Here is a 26,290-nt window from a genome sequence, read left to right on the forward strand (position 1 = left end):
ATTGGGTTTTAGATAACAACAACTACACACAACAACACTACAACACAACTAAAACCCATTGTATAATCAATAAGGAAAAAATTTATGATTCCACAATTATTTGTAGAAAAGATCGATTTAGGTGATGGCAGAAGCATCACAATCGAGACAGGACGTTTAGCGAAACAAGCTGACGGTTCTGTAGTAGTAAGAATGGGCGACACTATGATTCTTGCAACAGCAGTTTCAGCTCGCACATCAAACCCAGGCGTTGATTTTTTACCGTTAACGGTAGATTACCGCGAAAAATTTGCAGCAGCAGGTCGTTTCCCAGGAGGTTTCTTTAAAAGAGAAGCACGCCCAAGCGACAGCGAAGTATTGACAATGAGATTAGTTGACCGTGTATTGCGTCCGCTTTTCCCAGACGATTACCATGCTGAAACACAAGTTATGATTCAATTAATGTCTCACGACGAAGAAGTTATGCCAGATGCATTAGCTGGTTTAGCTGCTTCTGCGGCATTAGCTGTATCAGACATTCCATTCTATAACTTAATTTCTGAAGTTCGTGTTGCACGTATCGACGGGAAATTAGTAATCAACCCAAGCAGAGAAGAATTAGAAAAATCTGATATCGATATGATGATTGGAGCTTCTATGGATTCTGTAGCAATGGTTGAAGGTGAGATGAAAGAAATCTCAGAAGCTGAAATGATCGAAGCTATTAAGTTTGCTCACGAAGCTATCAAAGTTCAAATTCAAGCTCAATATCGTTTACAAGAAGCTTTTGGTAAAAAAGAAATCCGTACTTACGAAGGAGAGAGAGAAAATGAAGAAATTTACACAAAAGTAAAAGCTGCAGCATACGACAAAATCTATGCTATTGCAAAAGTTGGTTCGGCTAAACACGAAAGAGGCGCTGCATTTGCTGAAGTAAAAGAAGAAGTTAAAGGTTTATTTACTGAAGAAGAATTAGCTGCTGATGGTGATTTAGTTTCTAAATATTTCTACAAAACAAACAAAGAAGCTGTTCGTAATGTAGTTTTAGAATTAGGTGTACGTTTAGATGGTAGAAAAACTACAGACATTAGACCAATCTGGTGTGAAACTGATTATTTACCAAGAGTTCACGGTTCATCTTTATTTACTCGTGGAGAGACTCAAGCTTTGGCCACTGTAACTTTAGGAACATCTAGAGAAGCAAACCAAATCGATTCTCCATCTGAACAAGGTGAAGAGAAATTCTACTTACACTATAACTTCCCTCCTTTCTCAACTGGTGAAGCAAAACCATTAAGAGGAACTTCAAGAAGAGAAGTTGGTCACGGTAACTTGGCTCAAAGAGCTTTAAAAAATATGATTCCTGCTGATTGTCCTTATACAATTCGTGTTGTTTCTGAGGTTTTAGAATCTAATGGTTCTTCTTCTATGGCAACAGTTTGTGCTGGAACAATGGCTTTGATGGATGCTGGAGTTCAAATGGTAAAACCAGTTTCTGGTATTGCTATGGGATTAATTACTGACGGTGAGAAATTTGCTGTATTGTCTGACATCTTAGGAGACGAAGATCACTTAGGAGATATGGACTTTAAAGTAACTGGAACTGCTGACGGTATTACAGCTTGTCAAATGGACATCAAAATTGATGGTTTACGTTATGATATTATGGAGCAAGCTTTGGCTCAGGCTCGTGATGGACGTTTACACATTTTAGGAAAATTAACTGAAACAATCGCTGCACCAAGAGCTGACGTAAAAGCTCATGCGCCAAAAATCATTACCAGAACTATTCCTGGAAACTTTATTGGAGCTTTAATTGGACCTGGTGGAAAAGTAATTCAAGAATTACAAAAAGCTACTGGAACAACTATCGTTATTAATGAAGTTGACGAACAAGGTGTTATCGAGATTTTAGGTACAGATCCTGCTGGAATTGAAACGGTATTAGCAAAAATTGCTTCTATCACTTTCAAACCAGTATTAGGAGAAGCTTACGAAGTTAAAGTAATTAAAATGCTTGATTTTGGAGCTGTTGTAGAATATACTGCTGCACCAGGAAACGAAGTTTTACTTCACGTTTCTGAATTGGCTTGGGACCGTACAGAAAATGTTGCTGACGTAGTTAAAATGGGAGATGTTTTCCAAGTAAAATACTTAGGAGTTGACCCTAAAACTAAAAAAGAAAAAGTGTCTAAAAAAGCACTTGTTCCAAGACCTCCACGTGAGGAGAAAAAAGAGTAATCAGATCTTAGTTTACTAAAGGTTTATTCATAGAAAACCCCAATTCTTAATCGAATTGGGGTTTTTCAGTTTTTACTATTGCCTGTAAACTATTCCAAACATCAAACTTTGGGAACCAAAATTCTTTTCAACCTGATCATTAAACAAGTTATAAGGCGACCATTGATAATGACATTGTAATCCGGTATTTCTATAATTAATCTTGATTCCTTGTGATAAATAAAATGTAGTCAAAACTTCTTTTGTGTGTTCTCTCTCTCCAAATTCTAATTCTTTTGGAGCATTATAAAAATTTAGAGCCAAACCAATTCCTGAATTCCATTCTAAATTAAAATCTGCTTTTTGCCGAGATAACGGAATAACTTTTGCAAAACGCGTTCCTATATTTATGGCAAAATGACTTGATTTATATTGTACAATTGAATCCCGATATTTAAAATTGACATTGACAGGATTTTTTGGTACAAAAAAGTTAAATCCAAAATCTACAAAATCTTCCCGATTTAATTTATTTCTAAACCAAAATCCAAATGATGGAGATAAATCAAATTTACCAGAAAGTTCTCCTATTGGCTGTACAAAACCAGCTTCAACATAAACTCTCTCGTATTCATCAGATGAATTTTGAGATTCATTTTGGGCAAATGCAAATTCTGAAAATATAAGAATCAGCAGTAATAAACATCGTCTCATAATTTACCAGTTTAAAAAAGGCATTGATCTTTTATTGTTTACATTCCAAAGCCCCAATTGAAAGCCTTTTGAATTTGACTTGTTCAAAACGCCAATTTGTACACCTCTATTAATTCTGGTTTGATTAAAAATTCCCAAATGCAGTCCGCTTAATTGATAGGATTGGTTGTAAATTCCAACTGTTGAGCCTGCCAAATTATTATTAGCATTATAAATACCAATCGAAAGCCCGTTTTGATGATCTGAAATTGTTCCTAAAATTGTAACTGAAAGTCCATTAAAATTATTGAATTTATTTCCAGCAGATACATTTAATCCATTCATACTAGTTGTGGTAAAAAAGCATCCCGTACTAATATTTAGACCATTTAGCATTAAATGAGGAGAATGATTCATATTCTTAATTCTATAATAATCTTCAGTATTTTTAATGCTATCCGATTTTTTATTGTTTTTAATTATTTCATCCATATACATTAAAGACATAAAAGCATAGAATGCTCCAACTACTGGTGCTGGATTCACTTCCATGTTTAATCCGTTTATTGTTTGATGCTCTACATTTTTGTTCTCAACATGTCCAACTCCAAATACAAATCCATTTACTTTATCAACTTTTTTAGACATTGGTGAAAGGCTGAAAATTTGAGAATGCAATTCAGCAGGATCATTTTGAATTAGAACTGAATTCTGACCGTAAGAGTACCCAAAAACAAAACTTAGAATTACTAAAATTGATGTTTTCATAAATCATTATTTTAAAATTACAGGACAAACCTATTGTAATTATCACATATAAAATTGCTTAAATCAATAAAACCATTTCTTATATTTGTGATTATCGCAAATTATGAAATATCAAGAATCCTTTTTAAAAGCGCTTCGAGCTAAAATCCCTAAATCAGTTTCTATAATTGAAGAGATTGCTGCAGTTTTAGAGATAAGCTACGATGCATCACACAGAAGAATATCTGAAAAAAGTAAATTTTCGATTGATGAAACCATCATATTGGCAAATCATTTTAATATTTCATTGGACAATCTATTTTCGAAAAAAGAAAAGGTAATTGTAGAAAAGACTATTGAAATAGAAACTTTAAAAGATATGTTTCAATATTTCAAAACATCGGCAGAACAAATCGAAATATTGACTAAAAATCCCAACACAACACTTTTTTATTCCGCAAAAGATATTCCGCTGTTTTATTTTATGGATGGTACAATTCTATCTAAATTTAAAGCTTTTGTATGGCTGAATCTATTAAATTCAAATCAGAAAAAAGTTGCTTTTGAAAATTTTGTAGTCGATGAATCGTTTACTGAATATATGCAGAAGTTAAAAAATGTGTATGAAAACACGGTAGTAAATGAAGTTTGGAATGACACTACCATAAACAGCAGTTTACAACAAATTCTGTACTTTCATGAAGCCGGTTTACTTTCTTTAAAAAATGCAAATGCCCTCTGTAAAGACCTGAAAAGAATTATCAATTTGATTCAGGAAAAATGTAACGCAAAAAATACAAAGTTTAATATCTATTATAACGAGTTAATCTTGCTCAACAATAATATGCTTATTGAAACGGATGAAAAGTTAACCATGTTTGTTCCTTACACACTCTTAGGCTATTTTATTACTGATAATGAAGAAAGCTGCAATAACGTGCATGAATTTTTTAAACAACAAATCATAAATTCAAAACCGCTAGGACAATCAGGCATTAAAGAACAAAATCTTTTCTTTAATCGAGCCATTCGAAAAATTGATTATTATTTGGAAAAGATAAATTCACAAGTAGATTTGTTTTTTTGAAAGAAAATATTAGAAACCCCAATTCTTAATCGAATTGGGGTTTTTCAGTTCTTGGGCATTTGCATCTTTTTGCTATCTTTCTAAAAATCAAGCTTATCCTTCATAAAATCAAAAAAACACACCACTGCATCATTTTTCGAATATTTTTAATAAAAATTCTAAATTTTAATAGTCTAACAATGCCTTTCACTAGCCTGTAGCGTGATTTTATAACAATTTAACAAATTAGCGTTTTATTTGTAACCTTTTTTTTATACTTTTGAATTCTTCCAAAAACAACTAATAAACCATTAAATCCTTTGAAAAATTACCAAAAAAAAATCGTTTTTCTCATTTTATTTGAATTATTATTAAATATTCATCCTATCCAGAGTCAAACTAGCAATGACGTAAAAACTTACAATTGGTTTGACACTACAGTTGGCAAAGACAATCTGGATATTAACAATGGGGTACCACACACAAATCCTTACAGAACTTTAAGAAATGACATTCATTTGTATTTAGTAGATAAATACGAATTAGGAAAAGCTATCTACGAAAACCAAGCTTATTATGATGTTAAACTTAAATACGACATCTATCGCGACATATTGGTTTTAAATCCAGCTGGAGGTTCAGAAAATGTCGGTATAAGTTTAATTCAGAATAAAGTCAGTTCGTTTTCGATCCAAGATAAGAACTTCATCAAAAGAGAAAGAACAACCGAAGACATACCTGAATTTACTACAGGCTACTACGAAGAAAGTAAGGTTGCTCCGGAATTAATTTTGTATATCAGACATCACAAAGACATGCAAAAAACAATTTCTGACAACAGCATTTATTATGTATTCAAAGAAAACAATTCTTATTTTATCGATTTAAAAGGCAAAATTTATTTAATAAAAAGCAAAGGCGACCTTGTTAAATTATTCCCAGAACAGAAAAAACAAATCAATGGGTTTTATTTATTGAACAGAGAACTAAGAAAATCCGATTTAGATCAATTCATGAAAAATTTGATGAAATACACTTTTAACTCTCTTTCAATATCAAGCAAATAAAACAAATGAAAAAAATTTTACTCTCCTTACTTATCCTCTTCTCTTTTCAATTGTCTTTTGCGCAAAATTCTAATGAGAAGTTATCGATTACTTTAAAAGATGAAACTTTAGAAAACACTATAAAACGTATTGAATCATCGACATCTTATAAATTTTATTTTGATTCGGGTTGGTTAAATTCTAACAAAACACTTATTTCTGGCACTTTTAATAATGTTAGTATTGATGAATTTATGTCTGCTGTTTTAAATAAAACAGACCTAAATTATGTTGTTATCAAGAACAAAGTAATTTTGACGCTTAACAGTACAATATACAGTACTTTACCATCTAATTATTTCCCTGATGAGCCAGTTCAAACAAACAGTCAAGGAAATGACCAGAATGATAATCCGGTTTTTTATCAGCAATATGACTCAACTAGCAGCTATAGTGTAAGCAAAAAGAGCTCTATTGTATTTATAGGTAAAGAAAATAAGGACACAACAAAGAAAACATTTACAGTTACTGGAACCGTTAAAAATGAAGAAAACGGAAAACCAGAAGCCAATATTTATATTAAGGTAAAAAATAAAAACATAAGCACATCTAGTGATCTTGATGGAAATTATACTTTACAATTACCAAGAGGAATTAACATAGTCGAAATAAAGTCACTTAGCCACAAAGAGGTTACAAAGACTTTAGTCGTATACGATGATGGTCAATTTGATATAGAACTTAACGAAAAATCGAATCAATTGGATGAAGTAGTTATTAAAAAGAAAGGACAAAGAGCGACAGAAACAGTTGTATCTGGACTGGTTTCTATTGATATTGAAAACATAAAAAATGTTCCTCTTATTCTTGGAGAAAGAGACATTTTTAAAGTTGCTACTACTTTTCCAGGTATAAAAACTACTGGTGAAGGATCTGCAGGATTTAACGTACGTGGAGGAAAAGAAGATCAGAACTTAATTCTTTTGGATAATGCAGTTGTGTATAATCCACAGCACTTTTTAGGTTTCTTCTCTGCCGTTAACCCTTATACAACAAAAAAAGCTGACATTTACAAAGGAAGTATTCCTGCCGATTTTGGAGGAAGACTATCGTCTGTATTTGATATTGCAACAAAAAACGGAAACAAAGAGAAAATTTCTGGAGAAGGTGCTATAGGGCCAATCACTTCGAACCTTACATTAAGCGTACCAATCGAAAAAAATAAATCAAGCATAATTGTGGGAGGTCGCGCAACATATTCTGATTGGATTTTAAAACAATTGGATGACGAAAGACTTAAAAATAGTGAAGCTGGATTTTATGATGGAATTTTAAAATACCAAAACAACATCAACAGTAAAAATGCAATTGAAGCAATGGCATATTACAGTAATGACCGTTTTAGATTGAGTTCAGATTCGTTATACAAATACAGCAACAGATTATTTTCTGCTAAATGGGACCATACCTTTAATGACAAAAACAAAGGAGCGCTTATTTTAACGAATAGTGAATACAAATTCAACATAGATTATCATTCTGACAATGTTAATTCTTTTGATTTCGGATATAAAATAAACGAGACTCAATTGCAATTAAAAATGAATTATAAGTTGAATGAAAAACACAATTTTTCTTATGGTGTAGCTAGTAAATTATATAATATTTCACCAGGCTACCAGCATCCGACAAACCCTAATTCAACTTTAGTTCCGACTGATATTAATAAGGAAAAAGGATTAGAATCGGCAATTTACCTGGCAGACAATTATAAAGTAAGCGACAAATTATTAATTGATCTTGGTTTAAGATATTCTTTATACGCATCATTAGGACCAGCTGATGTTAATACTTATGAAAGTGGCAAACCGATCAGTGATGCTACAATTATAGACACAAAGCACTACAACAATAATGAAGTTGTAACAACTTATGGAGGCTTAGAACCAAGAATAGCAGCACGTTATTTCTTTACAGAAGATTTTTCTATCAAAGCAGGTTATGATGTGACAAGACAATACATTCATCTTTTGTCTAGCAACACCACACAATCTCCAACTGACACTTGGAAATTATCTGATGCTAACGTAAAACCACAAAGTGCACAACAAGCATCTTTAGGATTGTTTAAAAACTTTGGAGATGATGAATACGAAGTTAGCTTAGAGGGTTACTACAAGAAATCTAAAAATATTTTAGACTATAAAGTAGGTGCGCAATTATTGTTAAATGAAAATGTAGAAACAGAACTTTTACAAGGTGAAGGAAAAGCTTACGGTGTAGAGTTTTTAATTAAAAAACAAGTTGGTAAATTAAATGGATGGTTAGGATACTCTTATTCAAGATCATTGATTAAATTAGATGGCGAGTTTAATGAAGAAATTGTGAACAATGGTAAATTCTTCGCTTCAAATTTTGATAAGCCACATGATTTAAGCGCTGTTTTAAATTACAAATTCACAAAACGTTATAGTCTGTCAACAAACTTTATATACCAAACGGGAAGACCAATTACCTACCCTATTGGAACATATAATCTTGGAGGCGCACAATACACTTTATATAGCGATAGAAATGAATTTAGAATACCAGATTACATTCGTTTAGACATCGGTATCAACATTGAAGGGAATCATAAAATTAAAAAATTAGCGCATAGTTTCTGGAATATTTCTGTTTACAATGTATTAGGAAGAAATAATCCGTATTCGATATTTTTTGTAACAGATCCAAACGGAAAATTAAAGGGATACAAAACATCAATCTTTTCTATTCCCGTTCCAAGTATAACTTATAATTTTAAATTTTAATCTTCCGTAAAGCAGAATTTAAAAATCATGAAAACATTATTAAAAAATAAAATAGCAGTATTATTACTAATGAGCACTATATTCATTAGTTGTACTGAAACCTATAACCTTAAGACTGATTCTTATGAGGAGGCACTTGTTGTAGAAGCAACTATAACAAATGAATTAAAAAAGCAGGAAATTAAACTAACGAAAACTGCTCGTTTGGAAGAAGAAGGTATACAAGTAGAAACAGGTGCGAATGTTGTAGTTACCGACAACAAAGGAAATAGCTATCATTTTACTGAAAATTCAGAAAAATATATTTCTGATTTAGAGTTTAAAGCAGAACCTAACACAGAATATTCTTTAGAAATCACTACAAAAGGCGGTAAAAAATACCAATCTACAAGTGAAGTTTTGACAACTGAAAATCAGATTGAAAACCTAGTCCCTAAAGTGGTTTCAACCCAAGAAGGAGAAGGCGTACAAATAAGTGTTGAAAGCTACGACCCAACAAATACTTCAAAATACTACAGATACGAATATGAAGAAACCTATAAAATAATCGCACCAAAATGGGGTGACCAAAAACTAATTGCAACTGGCCCACAAGAAATTGCGCTTATTCCAAGTCCATTAGACATTCAAATTTGTTACGGCTCAAAAAAATCTGTTGATATCATTCAAACATCAACAACAAATCTACAAGAAGACCGCGTTAATTTTCCTGTGCGATTTATAAGTGACCAGAATTATATCATCAGTCACAGATATAGTATTCTAGTTCGCCAATATGTACAAAATCTTGAAGCCTATACTTTTTACAAAACATTAAAAGAAATTTCAAGCAGCTCTAGTGTATTATCGCCTAAACAGCCTGGTTTTTTAAATGGCAATATTAAATGCGTTACCGATACTGAAAGCAAAGTAATAGGCTTTTTTGATGTATCTTCTGTATCATCAAAAAGAATGTTTTTTAATTATGCCGACTTATATCCAGGAAGACCTTTACCTCCGTATTATGTGCCATGTATTGACGCTGAGTACAGATTCTGTTTCGGATTTGGCGATCCTCCTTGCCTTGGACGACAATTAATAACAGAACTTAACAGCTATAGGCTTTGGTACAGCTATAATACCAACGATTATTATACTATGGTACCTATCGAATGCGGAGACTGCACAACATTTTCATCTAACGTAATACCTTCATTTTGGACAGAATAAAGCACCTATTATTATTGTTTGTTTTAATTAGCACACAATTAGGAAACGCACAGCAAAATATTGTTGTAGACGAAACTATTTACCTTCATGCCAATGCATCGACATTTGTATCGGGTGAGACATTATTGTATAAAATTTACTGCTTAAAATCGTCTGACAAAACCATAAGTCCTATTAGTAAAATTGCCTATGTAGAATTGGTAGACAGCGATAAAAAAAGCGTTTTTAAAGCCAAAATCAAGCTAGAAAATGCCTTAGGACAAGGAGATTATTTTATTCCGACTACTCTTAAAACAGGTAGCTATAAGCTAGTTGCTTACACCAATTGGATGTTAAACAAACCTGCTTCAGATTTTTTTCAAATGGATATTAATATTGTTAATCCTTATAAAACAAATGAAAAAACTCCAAACAGCAATGTTTTAACAAGCAATTCAAATACTTTGGAGAGTTCAGTAAACGCGACAGATTTAAACCTTAGATTAAACAAAAAAGTTTTCTCTAGTCGCGAACATGTCGATTTAAAACTAGAATCTTCAAATGATAATATTAAAGAAGGCAGTTACTCTTTATCTGTTAGAAAATTAGACAACATTCCTACTCAAAATTCAATTTCGGCAACTACTTTTGCCGCTATAGCATCAAATACTATTGTGCTAGATGGTAATTCAAAAGCAGTGCTTCCAGAATTAAGGGGAGAAATGATATCGGGTAAAGTGGTTTCTAAAAGTGGAACAGATAAGATTCAAGATGTTACGGTTTCTTTCTCTTTACCAGGAAAATCTTTTGTTTTTCAAGTGGTAAAGACAAATTCAGAAGGACGATTCATTTTTAGTATTGATAAAGAGAATTACAATCCAAACATCATTATTCAAGTAATTGATGAGCGTGCTGATAATTATTCTATTACATTGGACGAACTTCCTAGTATAAACACAACGCAATTAGCCTTTTCACCTAACAACAATTTGTCATACACCTTTAAAGAAAGCCTTTTAGACAGAGCGGTTTCAAGTCAAATTGAAAATGCTTATATCCATAGAAAAAAGGACAACTTAGAAAAGCAAACTACTCAAGATCCATTCTATGCCACTAAAGCAAAAGAATACGTTCTGGATGATTATACGAGATTTAAAACATTAAAAGAAACAATAACAGAGGTTACAACAGAAGTATATCATAAAGAAAATAACGGAGTCATGCATTTGCATGTAACAGATCCATCTGTTTTCCCTCAATTACCAGATCCTGCATTAGTACTAGTTGACGGATTGCAATTGCAAAACCAAATTGATTTATTAAAATATAACATGAAAAATATCTATAGAATCGACCTTATTGTCGGAAGATATTATGTTGGACCAAAATCATTTAACGGATTAGTAAGTTTTATAACTTTTGATAAGGATTTTGCAAGCACACAAAGCGGTTCTTCGATTCTAAAAACTACAATTTTGAGACCACAGCTTAAAAAAATCTACAACAATGTAGATTATACAAACTTGGCTGACAATGCAAGAATTCCTGATTTTAGAAATCAATTGCTTTGGAATCCTGATGTAAAATTAAATAAGGATTCTCAAACTTCATTCTACACTTCTGATGTTGCCGGAAATTATGAAATAAGATTGGAAGGTTTTGCAAAAAACGGAACTCCAGTTTCTATTAAAGAATTAATTGAAGTAAAAGATACAGCCACAAATTAAAAAAAATTACAACTACTAAAAGCCCATGTTTCAAAAAGTTAGAAACATGGGCTTTTTATTTATTTTCGTACAATAATGACGACTAAGTTACAAACTAACCGAACATATTACACTGGATATAAACCCTTTATTCAAATATTACTTAAGTACTTTCAATAAAAATGAAGAGGCTAAACCATAAAGTATTTCGCTTCAAACTGGTCTTAGTTATAAATTTTAAAAAATATTTTTAAAATATTGTAACTTTTTTGATACTCCTTACGTATAACCATTTGTACACTTTAAAAAATAGGGAGACAACAACATGAGACAACTTAAAATCACCAAGCAGGTAACTAATCGTGAAACTGCATCGTTAGATAAATATCTACAAGAAATTGGAAAAGTTGACCTAATTACCGCTGATGAAGAGGTAGAATTAGCACAAAGAATAAAGGCTGGTGATCAAAGAGCTTTAGAAAAACTTACAAAAGCCAACCTACGTTTCGTAGTATCTGTGGCTAAACAATATCAAAATCAAGGATTAACTCTTCCGGATTTAATTAATGAAGGAAACTTAGGTTTAATTAAAGCGGCTCAACGTTTTGATGAAACTCGTGGTTTTAAATTCATTTCTTACGCTGTATGGTGGATTCGTCAATCGATTCTTCAAGCTCTAGCTGAACAGTCTCGTATTGTACGTTTACCATTAAATAAAATTGGTTCTATCAATAAAATCAACAAAATGTATGCGTTATTAGAGCAATCTAACGAGCGTCCGCCTTCTGCTGAAGAAATTGCAAAAGAACTTGACATGACTGTAAACGACGTAAAAGAGTCTATGAAAAACTCTGGACGTCACCTATCTATGGATGCCCCTCTTGTTGAAGGAGAAGATTCTAACCTTTATGACGTATTACGTTCTGGCGAATCTCCAAATCCAGATAGAGAATTAATTCACGAATCTCTTCGTACTGAGATCGAACGTTCTTTAGAAACATTAACTCCAAGAGAGGCAGATGTTGTACGTTTGTATTTCGGACTTGGCGACCAACACCCAATGACTCTTGAAGAAATTGGTGAAACTTTCGATCTAACTCGTGAGCGTGTTCGTCAGATTAAAGAAAAAGCAATCCGTCGATTGAAACACACTTCTAGAAGTAAAATCCTTAAAACCTATTTAGGATAAACAATATTTGTTTCAGGTTTAAAGTTTCAAGTTGCTTTTTGTAACTTGAAACATGAAACTTGAAACCTTTGTAACGCAAACAACAGTTTGATTGACTGTTCGTTTTTTGATTGATGATTGAAACTCCGGCTGATTACCGGAGTTTTTTATTTTTTATTATTTAGCTGAAATGTTTGTAACGCAGAGTACACAAAGTTTTTTCGCAAAGTTCGCAAAGTTTTTTATTTAAGATTATTCAAGAATAGGAAGTTCACAAAGCTTTGTATCCTCTGTATTCTTTCAAGATAAAAACTTTGCGAACTTTGCGTAAATCTTAGCGCACTTTGCGGTTAAATTACCCTATTCAAATTATCTTTGCAATAAAACAACACACAACAAATACAATGAAAAATACACTTATTGCTCCTTCAGTTCTTGCTGCCGATTTTGGTAATTTACAGCGTGATGCAGAAATGCTTAACAACAGTCAGGCAGATTGGTTTCATATCGATATTATGGATGGGGTTTTTGTTCCGAATATCTCTTTCGGAATGCCAGTCTTAGAAGCCATTTCAAAACATGCCAAAAAATATATCGATGTACATTTAATGATTATTGACCCAGATCGATACATTAAAACCTTTGCCGATTTAGGAGCAAACGGATTAACTGTACATTACGAAGCTTGTACACATTTACACAGAACGCTTCAAGCCATTAAAGCAGAAGGAATGAAAGCCGGTGTTGCCATGAATCCGCATACCAATGTTGATTTACTAGAAGACATTATTAACGATATTGATGTGGTTTGCATTATGAGCGTAAATCCTGGATTTGGAGGACAATCATTCATCGAAAACACTTATGATAAAGTAAAGAAACTAAAAGCCTTAATTACACGCAAAAACGCTTCAACACTAATCGAAATTGACGGCGGTGTAACAAGCAAAAACGCCAAACAATTGGTAGAAGCTGGTGCAGATGTTTTAGTTGCTGGAAGTTTTGTTTTTAAAGCCGAAAATCCAACAGAAACAATTGCAGAGTTAAAAGCTCTTACTGCTTTTTAAACTTTCAAAAAAAACAAAAAAGAAAAGTCCAAAAATAATTCTGGACTTTTCTTTTTTACTTCAAACTTACTTAGGAGTAATCCAATAAGGGTTTGCTTTAAGTTTTTCTACAACATATTGGATAACTTTCTGAGCTTTTAAACTATTTCCAGTTTCATCTAATGGAGGCGAAATAACCGCAATTCCAAATTTGCCAGGACACACTGCCAATATTCCTCCTCCAACACCACTCTTTGCCGGAAGTCCAGAATTAAATAGCCAAACTCCAGAATTGTCATAGAGACCTGCAGTTGCCATTACTGGCAAAGTATACATGACAGTTGTCTGACTAACGACCTTATTTTTCGTAATAGGATTAACACCTCCATTTGCCAAGGTGGCCGCCATTGTAGCAAGATCCTTTACATTTACATTCAATGCACATTGTTTCGTATAAAGATCTGTTGCTTGTACCGGATCAAAATATATTCTGTTATAAGCCAATAACAAATGTGCAATAGCTTGATTTCGCAAATTATCACCCGCTTCACTTCTATAAACAGGACGATTTATAGAAAGCGGTCTTCCGGCAAAGTCACTCTGAATTTTCTGAATTTCTTTCCACTTTGCTATAGAATCAACACCTCTAATAAGGCTTGTGGTTGCAATAGCCCCCGGATTCACAAGAGGATTGATTTTATCACCTTTATGCATTTCTACTGCAACAATAGAATTAAATGGCAATCCAGTGGCATTTACCCCTACTTTATCTTCTAAAAATTGTGGGCCTTCTTGTTCAATTACTTTTGCCATGGTAAATACTTTCGATATACTTTGAATTGAAACCATTGATGTTATATCTCCTTTTGTATATACGGCGCCCTCTGCAGTAACCAATGCAATGCCAAAAATATTGGGGTCAACATTGGCAAGTTCTTGAATATAGTCGGCATTTTTTCCTTCTTTTAAATCTTTAAATTCATTAAAGGCCTCATTAAGTGTATTCTCTATATTTTGTTTATTCAGTAGTATTTGGCTATAGCCTTGGTTTATGAAAAAAACAATCATTAAACCAACAAAAATTATTTGCTTGTTCATTTTAAAAAATGCATTCTTATTGTATTCTGTATTAATTTACGACTAAATAGTATTGAATTAAAAATCCTTACTGCTTTTAAGGTTTTTAAGATTCGGGAAGAAATCAATTCCAGTCATTTTTTCTAAAGTTTCAATCGGAACAACAAAATCATAAATAGATTTGTCACTTTTTTCGTTTGGAACCAAGAAAGCAATTACTTTGTGTTCTTTACCTTTTTTAGCCAAAACGATTTTATAAAAATATTTAGGAACAGCAACTTTTTCCGTTCCTATTTTTTTATCCGATTCTTTCGCAATTCCGCCAGTTACGACATAAATATCATTATATTTTCCAGCCCAATAACGCGTCTTCTGCTCTATCCTATTCCAGATTCCTGCATTAAATTCCTTTTTCTGAGGTGAAATATTCGACGTGTAAAAAGTATCGTTATAGGCATCTTTGCTAAATTCCATATCTCCAGCAGGGCAAAGATGTCCTTTATCATACCCTGAATTTTTATAATTTCTCCAATCTGCAGAACCAGTCTTTACATTTGGATCTTCAATAAAATAGGGTCTTTTAAAATCATTATTTTTTAAATAATCTTTTTTCAATTCGTACGCCACCCATTCTGCCTGTTCAAACTTTTCATTATACGATAAAGTATAATATTGGTGTTTTACAATCTGCTTTGTCGTCGAAGTTGGCAAATAAGCAACTGTATAGACAGAATCTGTGCTATAAGAATTTCCTTTAAAAGAAGAAACCGCTTCATCATTATTTACTTTTTTCGTAATTCCTGTATTCTCTTTTTTACAAGAAAACAATGCAAACCCCATTAAAATCAAACTCAGGCCAACTTTCATAATTCTATTTTTAGAGGTTAAACATACAAAAAAACGCTCCATAAATTTAAAATTCATAGAGCGTTTTTAAACAAATTAAATTCTTCTCGAATTTAAGACTTCACTAGCTTGTCCTTTTTCATTTTAGGATTAACCGTAGCTTTTACCAAACTTTTTGATTGTAAATCATCCAATACGTTTAACGCTTCTTCTACATAAACATCTTTAGATAAAGCTTGGTGCCATGCATCTCTTTTTTCTTTTAAAGAAGCATCAGCTTTCATTTCATCTTCTTCATACGGTAATGATTTAAAAATCAAATCGTTTTTGTAATCAGAAATTGGTTTATATTTTTTTCCTTCGTTTTCAACTTGTTCTTGAGTTTCTTTAAAACTCTTAATATTCAAGCTATATACGTTTTCTTTGTTCTTAACATCGATCCATTTCGCATTATCATCAATTAACTTAAATTGAGCATTTTGAGCAATTCTGTTTTTACTGTTCATAATTGCCTTGTTAAAATTCTCATTAGAAGTCCAAGTGCTGTAATCGGCTGGATCAATTTTATCCCAAGGCATTGCGTTATCAATGTCTCTCTCTCCCATTTTTAAGTAAGCATAACGATCTGGCATTACCACATCACTATGAACACCTTCTAATTGAGTAGAACCACCATTAATTCTATAAAACTTCTGTCCTGTAATTTTTAATGCTCCAAGATCTCCGTAGTTTGCATTACGCACAAACTGATTTAAATCTAATACGTTTTGTACAGTTCCTTTACCGTAAGTTTGTTTACTTCCGATAATAACACCACGTTTATAATCCTGAATTGCAGCAGCCAAAATCTCAGAAGCCGAAGCAGAAAAACTGTTTACCATGATAACTAATGGACCATCCCACTCGATTTTTTTGTCTTTATCATATAAAACTTCTTTCTTTTTACCAGCAGATTTTACCTGAACGATTGGTCCTTCTTCGATAAATAAACCGGCAATATCAACAACTGTAGAAAGAGATCCTCCACCATCATCACGAACGTCTAAAACAATACCGTTGATGTTTTCTTTTTTCAATCTCTCTACTTCACGAGCAATATCTTTTCCTGCATCACGTCCGTCTTTGTTTTCAAAATCGATATAAAATTTAGGAAGATAGATCACTCCATATTTTAAACCATTTTTCTCAACAATACTAGACTTAGCGTACGTTTCTTCAATTTCAACAACATCGCGAATAATAGAAATCACTTTAATAGAACCATCAACTTTCTTAACAGTCAATTTTACTTCAGTTCCTTTGTGACCTTTAATTTTCTTTACAACATCATCCAAACGCATTCCAACAACATCTACAGGCTCTTCATTTCCTTGAGCAACTTTCAATATTAAATCTCCTGCTTCTAATTGTTTTCCTTTCCAAGCCGGACCTCCAGAAATTAGCTCATCAATTTGAGTAAAATCATTTTTCTTAGTCAAACGCGCTCCAATACCTTCCAATTTACCGCTGATGTTTACATCAAAACGATCTTTTTCTTCTGGTGCAAAATAGCTTGTATGCGGATCAAAACGAGCCATGATAGAGTTCAAATAAACAGAAAACCAGTAGTCTCTATTCAAATCTTTAATCACGCTAAAATTATCATCTAGAGATTTTAATGAGCTCTCACGAGTTTCTTTCTCTAAAGTTTCAAAAGATTTCTCTTTGTAAGCTGGATCTTTTTTCTTCTTTTCATCTTCAATTTTTTGCTTTGTAACCAAAGAAGAAAGAGTCGATAATTTGATTTGTTTTCTCCATCTTTCATTAATCTCTGCTAAGTTTTTCGCATACGGAATCTTCTCATAATCCGCATCAAAAGTCTCATCTACATTATAGTTAAATGGTTGAGCTAAAATCGTTTTATACCGTTTTTTACTTTCCTCCATACGTTTCATTAACCTTGTATAAGTAAGGTTGAAAAACGTAATATCTTTATTCAAAAACTGATCATCCAGCATTAATTCATACTGTTTGAATTCGTCAATATCAGACTGAAGGAAAAATCTTTTTGAAGGGTCTAGAGCATCAATGTAATCCTTGAAAATACCTTTAGAAAATTCATCATTTATTTCTGCTGGGCTGTAATGTCCTTTTTCAATAACAAATGCTAATAATTCTAAAAGTGTCTTGTCTTTGTTTGGATCTGGGTCGATTGTCCTATCGGCATTCATCTTAAATGCAAATAATGTAAGCGATAAGCACAATACGGCTATGAGTATCTTATAATTTCTTTTCATAAACTTTATAATAGCATTCATCAATTTTTTTATCTAAGTTACGTTAAAAACTATGCCACGAGAGCTAACGCTTCGATAATTTTTTGTTAAAGATATAAAAATGTTTAATTCGTAAAAAAGTTCTTTACCTTAGTTGACAAATTTTGCAGTATTTGTGACTTCTCGCAAATAATTGTGATTAATTTTGTTCTTAAAATCTTACAATTGTTAAAACTACACATAATATTTATTAAATGAAAGCTGAGAAACCACTTATATTAGTAACTAACGATGATGGTATTTTGGCTCCTGGAATTAGAGCCCTTATTAGCGTGATGGAAACAATAGGCGATGTCATTGTTGTTGCGCCAGACAAACCACAAAGTGCAATGGGCCACGCAATCACCATCAATAATACTTTATTTATTGATAAAATATCCAAAGACAATGACACAATTGCAGAGTACAGCTGCTCTGGAACGCCTGTCGATTGTGTAAAATTGGCAGTAAACGAAATCTTAAAACGCAAACCCGATTTGTGCGTTTCGGGAATAAATCACGGATCGAATTCTTCTATTAATGTGATATATTCTGGCACCATGAGCGCCGCGGTTGAAGCTGGAATCGAAGGTATTCAGGCAATAGGTTTTTCTCTTTTAGATTTTGATTGGAATGCCGATTTTGAACCCATAAAGTCTTTTGTAAAAAAAATCACTTTAGAAACCCTAGCCAATAAACTTCCGCCAGGAGTCGTTTTAAATGTCAATTTTCCAAAACTAAAGGAATCTGAAATTAAAGGAATTAAAGTTTGCCGTCAAGCGAAAGCCTATTACGCGCAAAAATTTGATAAAAGACAAACTCCTTTTGGAAAAGATTATTACTGGCTTGCCGGAAAATTTGTAAACGAAGATAAAGGCGAAGATACAGACGAATGGGCTTTAGCAAACGGATACATTTCGGTAGTTCCAGTACAATTTGACTTGACCGCTCACCACTCTATTCAACAACTTAATACTTGGAAATTAAATGACTAAAGAAATACTGATCGGATTTTTAATCGGAATTTTTACAGCTCTTTTAGGAAGTTATCTGTTCATCACTTTTTTTACCACATTTGATATTTCGCAAGGATTTCAAATGATTCGAGAATACGGATATCTCGGAAAAATAATTACTATAGGTACACTTTTAGACCTTGCCGTTTTTGGCATTCTGTTAAAAAGAAATAAAGAATTTATGGCGCGCGGCGTAATTTTAGCCGTGATTGTACTGGCAATTTCTACATTAGTTATTTAAATATTATCTTTGCTAAGTTCCCTTTAATGGTTACAACTTAAGCACATTTACAAAAAAACCAACATGAAGTATTACATAATTGCAGGAGAAGCCTCTGGAGATTTACATGGTTCAAATTTAATGAAGGCCTTATATACCGAAGATCCAGAAGCAGAAATTAGATTTTGGGGCGGAGACTTAATGCAAAAAGCAGGCGGAACTCTGGTAAAACACTATCGTGATCTAGCATTTATGGGCTTTATTGAAGTGGTTTTCAATTTAAAAACCATTTTAAACAATATTAAAATCTGTAAAAAAGACATCTTGGAATTCAAACCAGATGTGATTATTTTTATTGATTATCCTGGTTTTAATATGCGAATTGCAAAATGGGCAAAAGAATTAGGCTATAAAACACATTACTATATTTCTCCTCAAATTTGGGCTTGGAAAGAAAACCGAATCAAAGCCATCAAACAAGACGTTGATAAAATGTATGTTATTTTGCCTTTCGAGAAAAGTTTCTACGAAGACAAACATCATTTTCCTGTAGATTTTGTTGGACATCCGCTTATTGATGCGATTCAGAATCAGCCAGCTTTTGATGAAGCTTTGTTTAGAAAAGAAAATAATTTAGGCGAAAAACCCATTATTGCCGTTCTACCAGGAAGCCGTAAACAGGAAATTACCAAAATGTTGAGCGTAATGCTAAGTGTTGTGGATGATTTTCAGGATTATGAATTTGTTATTGCAGGCGCTCCAAGTCAGGAGTACGAATTTTACCAACAATTCCTGAAAAATAAAAACATTGCCTTTGTTTCCAATAAAACGTACGATTTACTTCGTTCTTCTACCGCTGCTCTGGTAACTTCTGGGACTGCAACTCTTGAAACAGCTCTTTTTAAAGTTCCTGAAGTAGTTTGCTATAAAGGAAGCGAAGTTTCTTATCAAATTGCAAAACGTATTATTACATTAAAGTATATTTCTCTTGTCAATTTAATTATGGATCAAGAAGTTGTAACCGAGTTGATTCAAGCAGATTGTAATAAAAAACGAATCAAAGAAGAACTTCAAAAATTATTAGAGCCTGACCATCGCAATAAAGTGCTGCAAAATTACGATATATTAGAACAAAAATTAGGCGGAGTTGGCGCGAGCAAAAACACAGCAAAACTCATTGTTGCCGATTTAAAACAAAATAATTAATTGATTTGAAACGAATTGTAATTTTTCTGCTTTTAGCAATTGCTGTTACTTCTTGTAAATCGACTTCGACAGCGGTATCAAAAAACAGCACAAAAAGCGAATCAAGAAAAGAAAACAGAGCTTTGGTTAATAATTTAATTGAAAAAGCTACTGATAATATTGGCGTTCGCTATAAAGCAGGCGGAACTACAAAAAGCGGTTTTGATTGTTCTGGACTGGTTTACACTACTTTTGAAAGTGAAAACATCCAACTTCCGAGAAGTTCTTTCGATCAAGCAAAAATCGGAAAAGTTGTTCCGTTAAATGACGCCAAAAAGGGAGATTTAATCTTCTTTAAAACCAACAAAAGCAGGCAAATCAATCACGTCGGACTAATTACAGAGGTCAATTCTGATGAAATAAAATTTGTTCATTCTTCGACTTCAAAAGGTGTAATTATTTCCTCTACCAAAGAACCTTATTACAAAAACTCCTTTGAGCAGGTAAATAGGATTCTTCCATAAAAAAATATTTTTTTTTATTATTTTTCTTACAAATATTTAATACTTTTAAGCTATGAAAGTATTAGATTTTCCGTTAATAAAAATTACAATCGCTTTTATAATAGGCGTCATCACAACTTATTATTTACACTTACCTATTGCAGCAATTCATTATTTGCTAATAATTTGTTTTTCCTTTTTTGTCAGTACTTTTTTTCGGAATTTAAAAAATAATAAGAAAACAATTCTTTTCGGGATTTCAGTTTACTTGCTATCTTTTTTCTTAGGTTCTTTTACTCTTATTAGCCATACCGAAAGTCTTCAAAAGAACAATTATACGCATTGCAAAGCAGCATTTGAAACAAAACAATCTCTTACTTTAATCCTGAGAGAAAAATTAAAAAGCAATGATTTCAGTGATCGTTACATTGGGCACATCAAAACCATTTCAGGAAAAGTTTATTCTGGAAAAATAATTGTAAACGTTCAAAAAGACAGCAGTCGCAATCCTCTAATTATAGGAAACAGCATTAAAATTCAAACGCATTTACAGCGAAATAAACCCAGTAAAAATCCAAATCAATTTGATTACAGCAGCTATTTGGCAGACAAACAAATTTATGCTCAGATTTATTGTTCCAAAAAAGAAATTTTGGTGAACAAAAACATTCAAAAAGACATTTGGTATTATTGTGCCAAATTACATTCACGAATAATTTTTAATCTTGAAAAGTCAAAATTCAATAAATCTGAAATGAATGTTGCTCTGGCACTCATTTTGGGTCAGCAGCAGGACATCTCACAAGATATTATCCAAGATTATCAATACTCTGGCGCTACACACGTTTTATCTGTTTCTGGGCTTCATGTAGGCTTTATAATGCTTTTCATCACTTTTATACTCAAATCAATTCCAAACACAAAAAAAGGTTCCTTTTTTAAACTGGCTTGCATTCTAATTTCCTTAGCTGGTTTTGCTATTATTTCTGGCTTATCGCCTTCCGTTTTGCGATCTGTAGTCATGTTCTCTTTTCTTGCAATTGGAAATCATTTACGCCGAACTGGCAATATCTACCATACTTTACTCGTTTCAATTTTACTAATATTACTTTTTGAGCCTTATTTCTTATTTGATGTTGGCTTTCAATTAAGTTACATCGCACTTTTTTTCATTCTTTGGCTACAGCCTATTTTAAAAAATATTTATAAACCAAAGAACAAAATAACAGTTTACATCTGGGAAGCTTTAACCGTTTCATTCGCCGCTCAAATTGGCACATTGCCTTTATGCCTTTACTATTTTCATCAATTTCCAGGATTATTTTTTGTCACGAATATTATTATACTCCCCATTTTATCCTTTATCATGATTGCTGGAATTGTGGTTATGATGATTGCCATTTTCACCAGTCCGCCCTTATTTATCACCATGATTTTTGAGAAAAGCATTTACCTGCTAAATCTAATGATTCATGCTGTTGCTTCTATAGATTCGTTTGTTATTCGAGACATCAGTTTTAACTTGTTTCATTTATGGGCATTTTCTTTATTTATAATTAGCACCATTATCTGGATTAAAAGGCCGATTTTTAGCAGATTGCTATTTGCATTGATTTCAATTATTGCAATCCAGCTTGCCTTTATTTTAACCAAAATAGAAACCGAAAAAGAAGAAGAATTAATTGTTTACAACGAAAGAAACAATACACTCATTTCTGAACGTTCAGGAAGAAATCTTGTGTTTTTTACTAGAGATACTGTTATTGAAAACAACAGAAACATCAATTCGTATCTCGTAGGGAATTCAATTGCGTCATCTAGAATCACAGAGATTAAAAATGTGCTTTATTTTAAAGACACCAAAATTCTACTTATGGACAGCACTAAAACTTTACCAGAAAAAGTAAATCCAGATATCTTAATTCTAACTCAGACCTCAAAAATAAATCTGGATCGATTGCTAGAAAATATTCGTCCTAAAATTGTTATTGTTGATGGATCGAACTCTAATTCGATACAGAAAAATTGGAAAAATAGTTGTCTTAAAAAAAATATCCCTTTTCATTCAACAAAAGAAAAGGGATATTATAGATTGTAATTTTATTCTGGATTTAAAATCAAATCCGATTCAGAAATCCATGATTTAACGCCAGAAGCTGTATAGCCAATAAGCCCTAGTTTATTAAAATTGGTCTTTCCTTTTCTACTGGTAACTTCAGAAAAACACACTTGCGGAATCTCTTCGATACCAAAAGCATTTTTCAATCGTAAATTTTGCTCTTTACTCGCATCAGAAATAGATGGATCAGAAAGGTCAAGTTTGACCAAAATAACATTTTTACGCGACCATTCTTCAAAATCACGAGTGGCAAAAATTTCATTTTGCAATTGAGTGCTAACGTTTTGACTAGTAAAAAAAATCAGTAAAGGCTTTCTCTTTTCTGCACTTGCAGTTACGGCATCATTAATGTCTGTTTTCCATATTATATTTTGAGAATTCATATAAAATGGACTTAAAAAAAATAGTAGGATAAGTAATTTTTTCGGCATATAATTTTGGTTTGGGTTATGTTAATAAAACTAAAATAGTACAAAAATATAATCCAATAAAGAATTTAAGAGATTAAAAACCAAGTTCTAAGCATTAAAATCAAATTGACAATAAATTGCCTATTTTTTAATAAATGTGAAATAAACACTAATAAAAACGATCAAATATTGATTGCTCTTTTTTAAGAATAAAAAAATCCCCTCCTGTAAAACAGAAAGGGGACTAAAAAAAATTAAAATAAAAGTCGAATGAAATCGTTTACTATTCTGCTGGATGTAAAATTGCATTTGATTCTGCAATCCAAGCTTTCGCTCCTCCAGGTTTATAGGCTATTTTTCCTAAGGCACTAAATGTAGTTTTGTTTTTTCTTACCGACGCCATTGCAAAGCATACTTCTGGAAGATCTTGAACTCCAAATGCATTTTTTAATTTCACATTTTGTTCACGATCGCTATCTGAAGCATTCATATCAGATAAATCTAATTTTACTAAGACCACATTGTCACGTGACCATACCGCAAAATCGGGCGTTTTAAAGATTTCATTTTGAAGATTTTCTGGTACACCTGAGGCAGTGAATAAAATCAGCATTGGTTTTTTCTGGTCATTACTTATAGCAATAGCATCTGTCATGTTTGTTCTCCATGCTAAGTTTTGTGCTTGCGCCATAAATGAACCTAAAAAAAATAGTAGGATAAGTAATTTTTTAGTCATATAAATTGGTTTTGGTTAGATTAGCAAGACGAAATTAACATTATATTTTAGTTATCCAAATTTTATTAGCACAAAAAATACATTATATGTTTTTTTAAACATGATAAAATAAATAATACTCAATTTACACAGATTTTGTAAAGAATTTTTCCTACTAAACAAAAAAAGGTCCCTTACACTGTAAGGGACCTTTTGATATTTTTTTATTCTAAATTTATAATTTCTTCGGATGCACTATTCCTTCTGCAACATTTAACCAAGCAGATGGACCACCGGCAACATATCCCGTTTTACCAAGACCTTTAAAATTAACTCTTCCGTCTTTTGTTTCTGCACTTGTAAAGAAAACAGTTGGAAACCCTTGAATACCGAAAGCTTGCTGCAATTCATTGTTTTGACTTTTAAGCTCTGGCGTTTGTGCAACAGCTCTAGGATAATCTAATTCTACTAGAACTACATTATCTGTCGCCCACTTTTTAAATTCAGCAGTTTTTAAAACTTCATTTTGCAAACGAATACACCAACCACACCAATCACTGCCAGTAAAAAACATTAGCATAGGCTTTTGTTCTTTGTTACTTACCGTAATTGCTTCTCTAACATCTGTATACCATTTTAATTCTTGTGCCTGAATATTTGCGGCACCAATTAAAAACAAAGCGATGAGTAGTATTTTTTTCATAACGAGAATTTTATGCAAATTTATGCAAAAAGTTATTACAATATAATTATTTAACTTCCTGCATTAACCTTCTGATTAGCGGGGTAGCAACAATTAAAACAACTCCCGCAATTAAAGAATATAATGCTAATTGATAATATCCGTCTGTATAAGCAATAAGTTTAGACATTAATGTAGTTCCAGTGTTGGCGTCAGAAATTTCAGCTCCCAATTTCCCGGCAGCAAACTGACCAAATGCACTAGACAAGAACCATAATCCCATCATCATTCCAAACAATCGTTTAGGAGATAATTTGGTAATTACCGACATTCCGATTGGACCAATACACAACTCTCCAAGCGTATAAACAAGATATCCTAAAGCAAAAACATCAAGAGAACTTAATCCGTCTGCATCTACAAAAAATCTAGCAGAGTAAAAGATAAAGAAACCTGCCGCAAGCAGAATAAATGACAAACCAAATTTAATAACAGTATTAGGTTCAATTTTTCGTTTAGCCATTAATATCCATAACAAACCTACCAATGGACTAAAAATAACAACATACAAGGAGTTGATACTATTATTTACCACATTTGGATCAATATGAAAAAATAACAACTTGTTCGATAAATTGTCTTTTGCAAACAAAGACAACGAACCTCCAGATTGTTCTGAAATGGCCATAAACATAAAGTATCCAAAAATGAATACAAATGCCGCTAAAAGTTTGCGCTGCTGTTTTCCATCTTTTAACATTATCAATTCATATGCAAAATATCCTAATGCCACTACTCCCATAGTATACATAAAATACTCTGTAAAATCAGAATTGATAACCATTATATAAACTAATGGAATTACAACAAAAGAGCCTACATAAACTGCAGTTTCATAAAGATTACGTTTTTTAGGCGCATGGTTTTCTAATGGAGAATTTCCGATTGGCGCAAGATGCTTTTTCGTTAAAAGAAAAGTAATAACTCCAATTATCATAACAATTGCCGCAGATAGAAAACAAAGACTCCAAGAATAGTTCTTCCCTAAATAAATAGGAATTGCACCACCAAGCATACCTCCAATATTAATTCCTGCATAAAACAATCCATAACCAGCATCTCGACGGCCGTCACTTTCGTGATACAACTCCCCTACCATTGACGAAACGTTTGGTTTAAAGAAACCTGTTCCAATAATAGAAAGTGTTATTCCGTAGTAAAAGAAATCATGCGGAGAAGCCGCAATAAGCAAGTTCCCAAGAATCATGACAATTCCTCCAAAAAGAAGCGATTTCTTAAAACCTAGTATTTTATCAGCAAAAATTCCACCGATAAAAGTAAATGCATATACAAAAGCCTGAATTGCTCCATATTGCAAATTTGCTTTTCCTTCCACTAGACCTAATTGGTCTACCATAAAAAAAGCTAAAACTCCTCTCATTCCGTAGAAACAAAAACGTTCCCACATTTCAACCAAAAACAAGTACCACAATTGTTTTGGGTACTTGCCTTTAAAATTTTGAATTTCTTCTAAAGTAATATTGTTTTCCATTT

22 protein-coding genes are annotated in these 26,290 nt (G+C 32.5%); 13 read left to right on the top strand and 9 right to left on the bottom strand.

Annotation, left to right across the window (positions count from 1 at the left end; genetic code table 11):
* The first annotated feature begins 84 nt into the window (after nucleotides 1-84).
* Nucleotides 85-2,220 carry a polyribonucleotide nucleotidyltransferase gene (locus ACFO3N_RS00275; protein WP_379794711.1) on the top strand — a complete coding sequence of 712 codons (2,136 nt, stop codon included), beginning with the start codon at nucleotides 85-87 and terminating at the stop codon, nucleotides 2,218-2,220.
* Between the two features lie 75 nt (nucleotides 2,221-2,295).
* Here ACFO3N_RS00275 and ACFO3N_RS00280 read toward each other — a convergent pair whose 3' ends face one another.
* Nucleotides 2,296-2,913: a hypothetical protein gene (locus tag ACFO3N_RS00280; RefSeq protein ID WP_379794713.1), complete on the bottom strand. Its 618-nt coding sequence runs from the start codon at nucleotides 2,911-2,913 to the stop codon at nucleotides 2,296-2,298.
* Between the two features lie 3 nt (nucleotides 2,914-2,916).
* The gene (locus tag ACFO3N_RS00285) at nucleotides 2,917-3,660 is read right to left on the bottom strand and encodes an LA_2272 family surface repeat-containing protein (protein ID WP_379794715.1); all 744 of its coding nucleotides are present in this window, start codon (nucleotides 3,658-3,660) and stop codon (nucleotides 2,917-2,919) included.
* 103 nt (nucleotides 3,661-3,763) lie between these two features.
* Here ACFO3N_RS00285 and ACFO3N_RS00290 point away from each other — a divergent pair, with 103 nt between their 5' ends.
* From ACFO3N_RS00290 to rpe, 7 genes are all read left to right on the top strand, one after another.
* Nucleotides 3,764-4,726: a hypothetical protein gene (locus ACFO3N_RS00290; RefSeq protein WP_379794717.1), complete on the top strand. Its 963-nt coding sequence runs from the start codon at nucleotides 3,764-3,766 to the stop codon at nucleotides 4,724-4,726.
* Nucleotides 4,727-5,025: 299 nt separating this feature from the next.
* Entirely contained in the window at nucleotides 5,026-5,772 is a 747-nt protein-coding gene (locus ACFO3N_RS00295; RefSeq protein ID WP_379794718.1) for a hypothetical protein, read from the top strand.
* A 5-nt stretch (nucleotides 5,773-5,777) separates the two neighbouring features.
* A complete protein-coding gene (locus ACFO3N_RS00300; RefSeq protein ID WP_379794720.1) occupies nucleotides 5,778-8,561 on the top strand; it encodes a TonB-dependent receptor in 2,784 nt (927 codons plus the stop codon).
* 27 nt (nucleotides 8,562-8,588) lie between these two features.
* A complete protein-coding gene (locus ACFO3N_RS00305; RefSeq protein ID WP_379794722.1) occupies nucleotides 8,589-9,770 on the top strand; it encodes a DUF4249 domain-containing protein in 1,182 nt (393 codons plus the stop codon).
* A complete protein-coding gene (locus ACFO3N_RS00310; RefSeq protein WP_379794724.1) occupies nucleotides 9,758-11,476 on the top strand; it encodes a hypothetical protein in 1,719 nt (572 codons plus the stop codon). The genes ACFO3N_RS00305 and ACFO3N_RS00310 overlap by 13 nt, the downstream gene beginning before the upstream one ends.
* Before the next feature lie 304 nt (nucleotides 11,477-11,780).
* Entirely contained in the window at nucleotides 11,781-12,644 is an 864-nt protein-coding gene (locus ACFO3N_RS00315) for a sigma-70 family RNA polymerase sigma factor (protein WP_007804760.1), read from the top strand.
* A gap of 383 nt (nucleotides 12,645-13,027) precedes the next feature.
* The gene (gene rpe / locus ACFO3N_RS00320) at nucleotides 13,028-13,690 is read left to right on the top strand and encodes a ribulose-phosphate 3-epimerase (protein WP_250834303.1); all 663 of its coding nucleotides are present in this window, start codon (nucleotides 13,028-13,030) and stop codon (nucleotides 13,688-13,690) included.
* A 66-nt stretch (nucleotides 13,691-13,756) separates the two neighbouring features.
* Here rpe and glsA read toward each other — a convergent pair whose 3' ends face one another.
* From glsA to ACFO3N_RS00335, 3 genes are read right to left on the bottom strand one after another with little or no spacing between them, the layout of a single operon-like run.
* Nucleotides 13,757-14,767 carry a glutaminase A gene (gene glsA, locus ACFO3N_RS00325; RefSeq protein ID WP_379794727.1) on the bottom strand — a complete coding sequence of 337 codons (1,011 nt, stop codon included), beginning with the start codon at nucleotides 14,765-14,767 and terminating at the stop codon, nucleotides 13,757-13,759.
* 57 nt (nucleotides 14,768-14,824) lie between these two features.
* Entirely contained in the window at nucleotides 14,825-15,670 is an 846-nt protein-coding gene (locus tag ACFO3N_RS00330; RefSeq protein ID WP_379794730.1) for a DNA/RNA non-specific endonuclease, read from the bottom strand.
* Nucleotides 15,671-15,705: 35 nt separating this feature from the next.
* On the bottom strand, nucleotides 15,706-17,889 hold the full coding sequence (locus tag ACFO3N_RS00335; RefSeq protein WP_379794733.1) for a carboxy terminal-processing peptidase: 2,184 nt from the start codon (nucleotides 17,887-17,889) through the stop codon (nucleotides 15,706-15,708).
* Nucleotides 17,890-18,101: 212 nt separating this feature from the next.
* Between ACFO3N_RS00335 and surE the strand changes: the two genes are divergently transcribed.
* From surE to ACFO3N_RS00360, 5 genes are all read left to right on the top strand, one after another.
* Nucleotides 18,102-18,881, top strand: coding sequence for a 5'/3'-nucleotidase SurE (gene surE, locus ACFO3N_RS00340; protein ID WP_379794734.1), 780 nt, complete (start codon nucleotides 18,102-18,104; stop codon nucleotides 18,879-18,881).
* A complete protein-coding gene (locus tag ACFO3N_RS00345; RefSeq protein WP_095928127.1) occupies nucleotides 18,874-19,143 on the top strand; it encodes a hypothetical protein in 270 nt (89 codons plus the stop codon). Before surE ends, ACFO3N_RS00345 begins: the two co-directional genes overlap by 8 nt.
* Nucleotides 19,144-19,206: 63 nt before the next feature.
* Nucleotides 19,207-20,328 carry a lipid-A-disaccharide synthase gene (gene lpxB, locus ACFO3N_RS00350; RefSeq protein WP_379794736.1) on the top strand — a complete coding sequence of 374 codons (1,122 nt, stop codon included), beginning with the start codon at nucleotides 19,207-19,209 and terminating at the stop codon, nucleotides 20,326-20,328.
* A gap of 5 nt (nucleotides 20,329-20,333) precedes the next feature.
* Nucleotides 20,334-20,831, top strand: coding sequence for a C40 family peptidase (locus ACFO3N_RS00355; protein ID WP_379794738.1), 498 nt, complete (start codon nucleotides 20,334-20,336; stop codon nucleotides 20,829-20,831).
* 52 nt (nucleotides 20,832-20,883) lie between these two features.
* Complete coding sequence (locus ACFO3N_RS00360; RefSeq protein ID WP_379794740.1) at nucleotides 20,884-22,908, top strand: ComEC/Rec2 family competence protein; 2,025 nt, start codon at nucleotides 20,884-20,886, stop codon at nucleotides 22,906-22,908.
* Nucleotides 22,909-22,910: 2 nt separating this feature from the next.
* Here ACFO3N_RS00360 and ACFO3N_RS00365 read toward each other — a convergent pair whose 3' ends face one another.
* The 4 genes from ACFO3N_RS00365 to ACFO3N_RS00380 all read right to left on the bottom strand — a co-directional run bounded on the left by ACFO3N_RS00365 (nucleotide 22,911) and on the right by ACFO3N_RS00380 (nucleotide 26,288).
* The gene (locus ACFO3N_RS00365; protein WP_379794742.1) at nucleotides 22,911-23,312 is read right to left on the bottom strand and encodes a thioredoxin family protein; all 402 of its coding nucleotides are present in this window, start codon (nucleotides 23,310-23,312) and stop codon (nucleotides 22,911-22,913) included.
* A gap of 310 nt (nucleotides 23,313-23,622) precedes the next feature.
* Nucleotides 23,623-24,075: a thioredoxin domain-containing protein gene (locus ACFO3N_RS00370; RefSeq protein WP_248729183.1), complete on the bottom strand. Its 453-nt coding sequence runs from the start codon at nucleotides 24,073-24,075 to the stop codon at nucleotides 23,623-23,625.
* Between the two features lie 214 nt (nucleotides 24,076-24,289).
* Nucleotides 24,290-24,757, bottom strand: coding sequence for a thioredoxin family protein (locus ACFO3N_RS00375; RefSeq protein ID WP_379794744.1), 468 nt, complete (start codon nucleotides 24,755-24,757; stop codon nucleotides 24,290-24,292).
* A 46-nt stretch (nucleotides 24,758-24,803) separates the two neighbouring features.
* On the bottom strand, nucleotides 24,804-26,288 hold the full coding sequence (locus tag ACFO3N_RS00380; RefSeq protein WP_250834310.1) for a peptide MFS transporter: 1,485 nt from the start codon (nucleotides 26,286-26,288) through the stop codon (nucleotides 24,804-24,806).
* Nucleotides 26,289-26,290 lie beyond the last annotated feature (2 nt).

It is taken from the genome of Flavobacterium chungangensis, from assembly GCF_042654045.1.
GTDB classification, from domain to species: Bacteria; Bacteroidota; Bacteroidia; order Flavobacteriales; family Flavobacteriaceae; genus Flavobacterium; species Flavobacterium chungangensis.

Coding starts and splice junctions, on each gene's coding strand:
- ACFO3N_RS00275 (WP_379794711.1), top strand. CDS start 85: ATGATTCCACAATTATTTGTAGAAAAGATCGATTTAGGTGATGGCAGA.
- ACFO3N_RS00280 (WP_379794713.1), bottom strand. CDS start 2,913: ATGAGACGATGTTTATTACTGCTGATTCTTATATTTTCAGAATTTGCA.
- ACFO3N_RS00285 (WP_379794715.1), bottom strand. CDS start 3,660: ATGAAAACATCAATTTTAGTAATTCTAAGTTTTGTTTTTGGGTACTCT.
- ACFO3N_RS00290 (WP_379794717.1), top strand. CDS start 3,764: ATGAAATATCAAGAATCCTTTTTAAAAGCGCTTCGAGCTAAAATCCCT.
- ACFO3N_RS00300 (WP_379794720.1), top strand. CDS start 5,778: ATGAAAAAAATTTTACTCTCCTTACTTATCCTCTTCTCTTTTCAATTG.
- ACFO3N_RS00305 (WP_379794722.1), top strand. CDS start 8,589: ATGAAAACATTATTAAAAAATAAAATAGCAGTATTATTACTAATGAGC.
- ACFO3N_RS00315 (WP_007804760.1), top strand. CDS start 11,781: ATGAGACAACTTAAAATCACCAAGCAGGTAACTAATCGTGAAACTGCA.
- rpe (WP_250834303.1), top strand. CDS start 13,028: ATGAAAAATACACTTATTGCTCCTTCAGTTCTTGCTGCCGATTTTGGT.
- glsA (WP_379794727.1), bottom strand. CDS start 14,767: ATGAACAAGCAAATAATTTTTGTTGGTTTAATGATTGTTTTTTTCATA.
- ACFO3N_RS00330 (WP_379794730.1), bottom strand. CDS start 15,670: ATGAATTTTAAATTTATGGAGCGTTTTTTTGTATGTTTAACCTCTAAA.
- ACFO3N_RS00335 (WP_379794733.1), bottom strand. CDS start 17,889: ATGAATGCTATTATAAAGTTTATGAAAAGAAATTATAAGATACTCATA.
- surE (WP_379794734.1), top strand. CDS start 18,102: ATGAAAGCTGAGAAACCACTTATATTAGTAACTAACGATGATGGTATT.
- ACFO3N_RS00345 (WP_095928127.1), top strand. CDS start 18,874: ATGACTAAAGAAATACTGATCGGATTTTTAATCGGAATTTTTACAGCT.
- lpxB (WP_379794736.1), top strand. CDS start 19,207: ATGAAGTATTACATAATTGCAGGAGAAGCCTCTGGAGATTTACATGGT.
- ACFO3N_RS00360 (WP_379794740.1), top strand. CDS start 20,884: ATGAAAGTATTAGATTTTCCGTTAATAAAAATTACAATCGCTTTTATA.
- ACFO3N_RS00365 (WP_379794742.1), bottom strand. CDS start 23,312: ATGAATTCTCAAAATATAATATGGAAAACAGACATTAATGATGCCGTA.
- ACFO3N_RS00370 (WP_248729183.1), bottom strand. CDS start 24,075: ATGACTAAAAAATTACTTATCCTACTATTTTTTTTAGGTTCATTTATG.
- ACFO3N_RS00375 (WP_379794744.1), bottom strand. CDS start 24,757: ATGAAAAAAATACTACTCATCGCTTTGTTTTTAATTGGTGCCGCAAAT.
- ACFO3N_RS00380 (WP_250834310.1), bottom strand. CDS start 26,288: ATGGAAAACAATATTACTTTAGAAGAAATTCAAAATTTTAAAGGCAAG.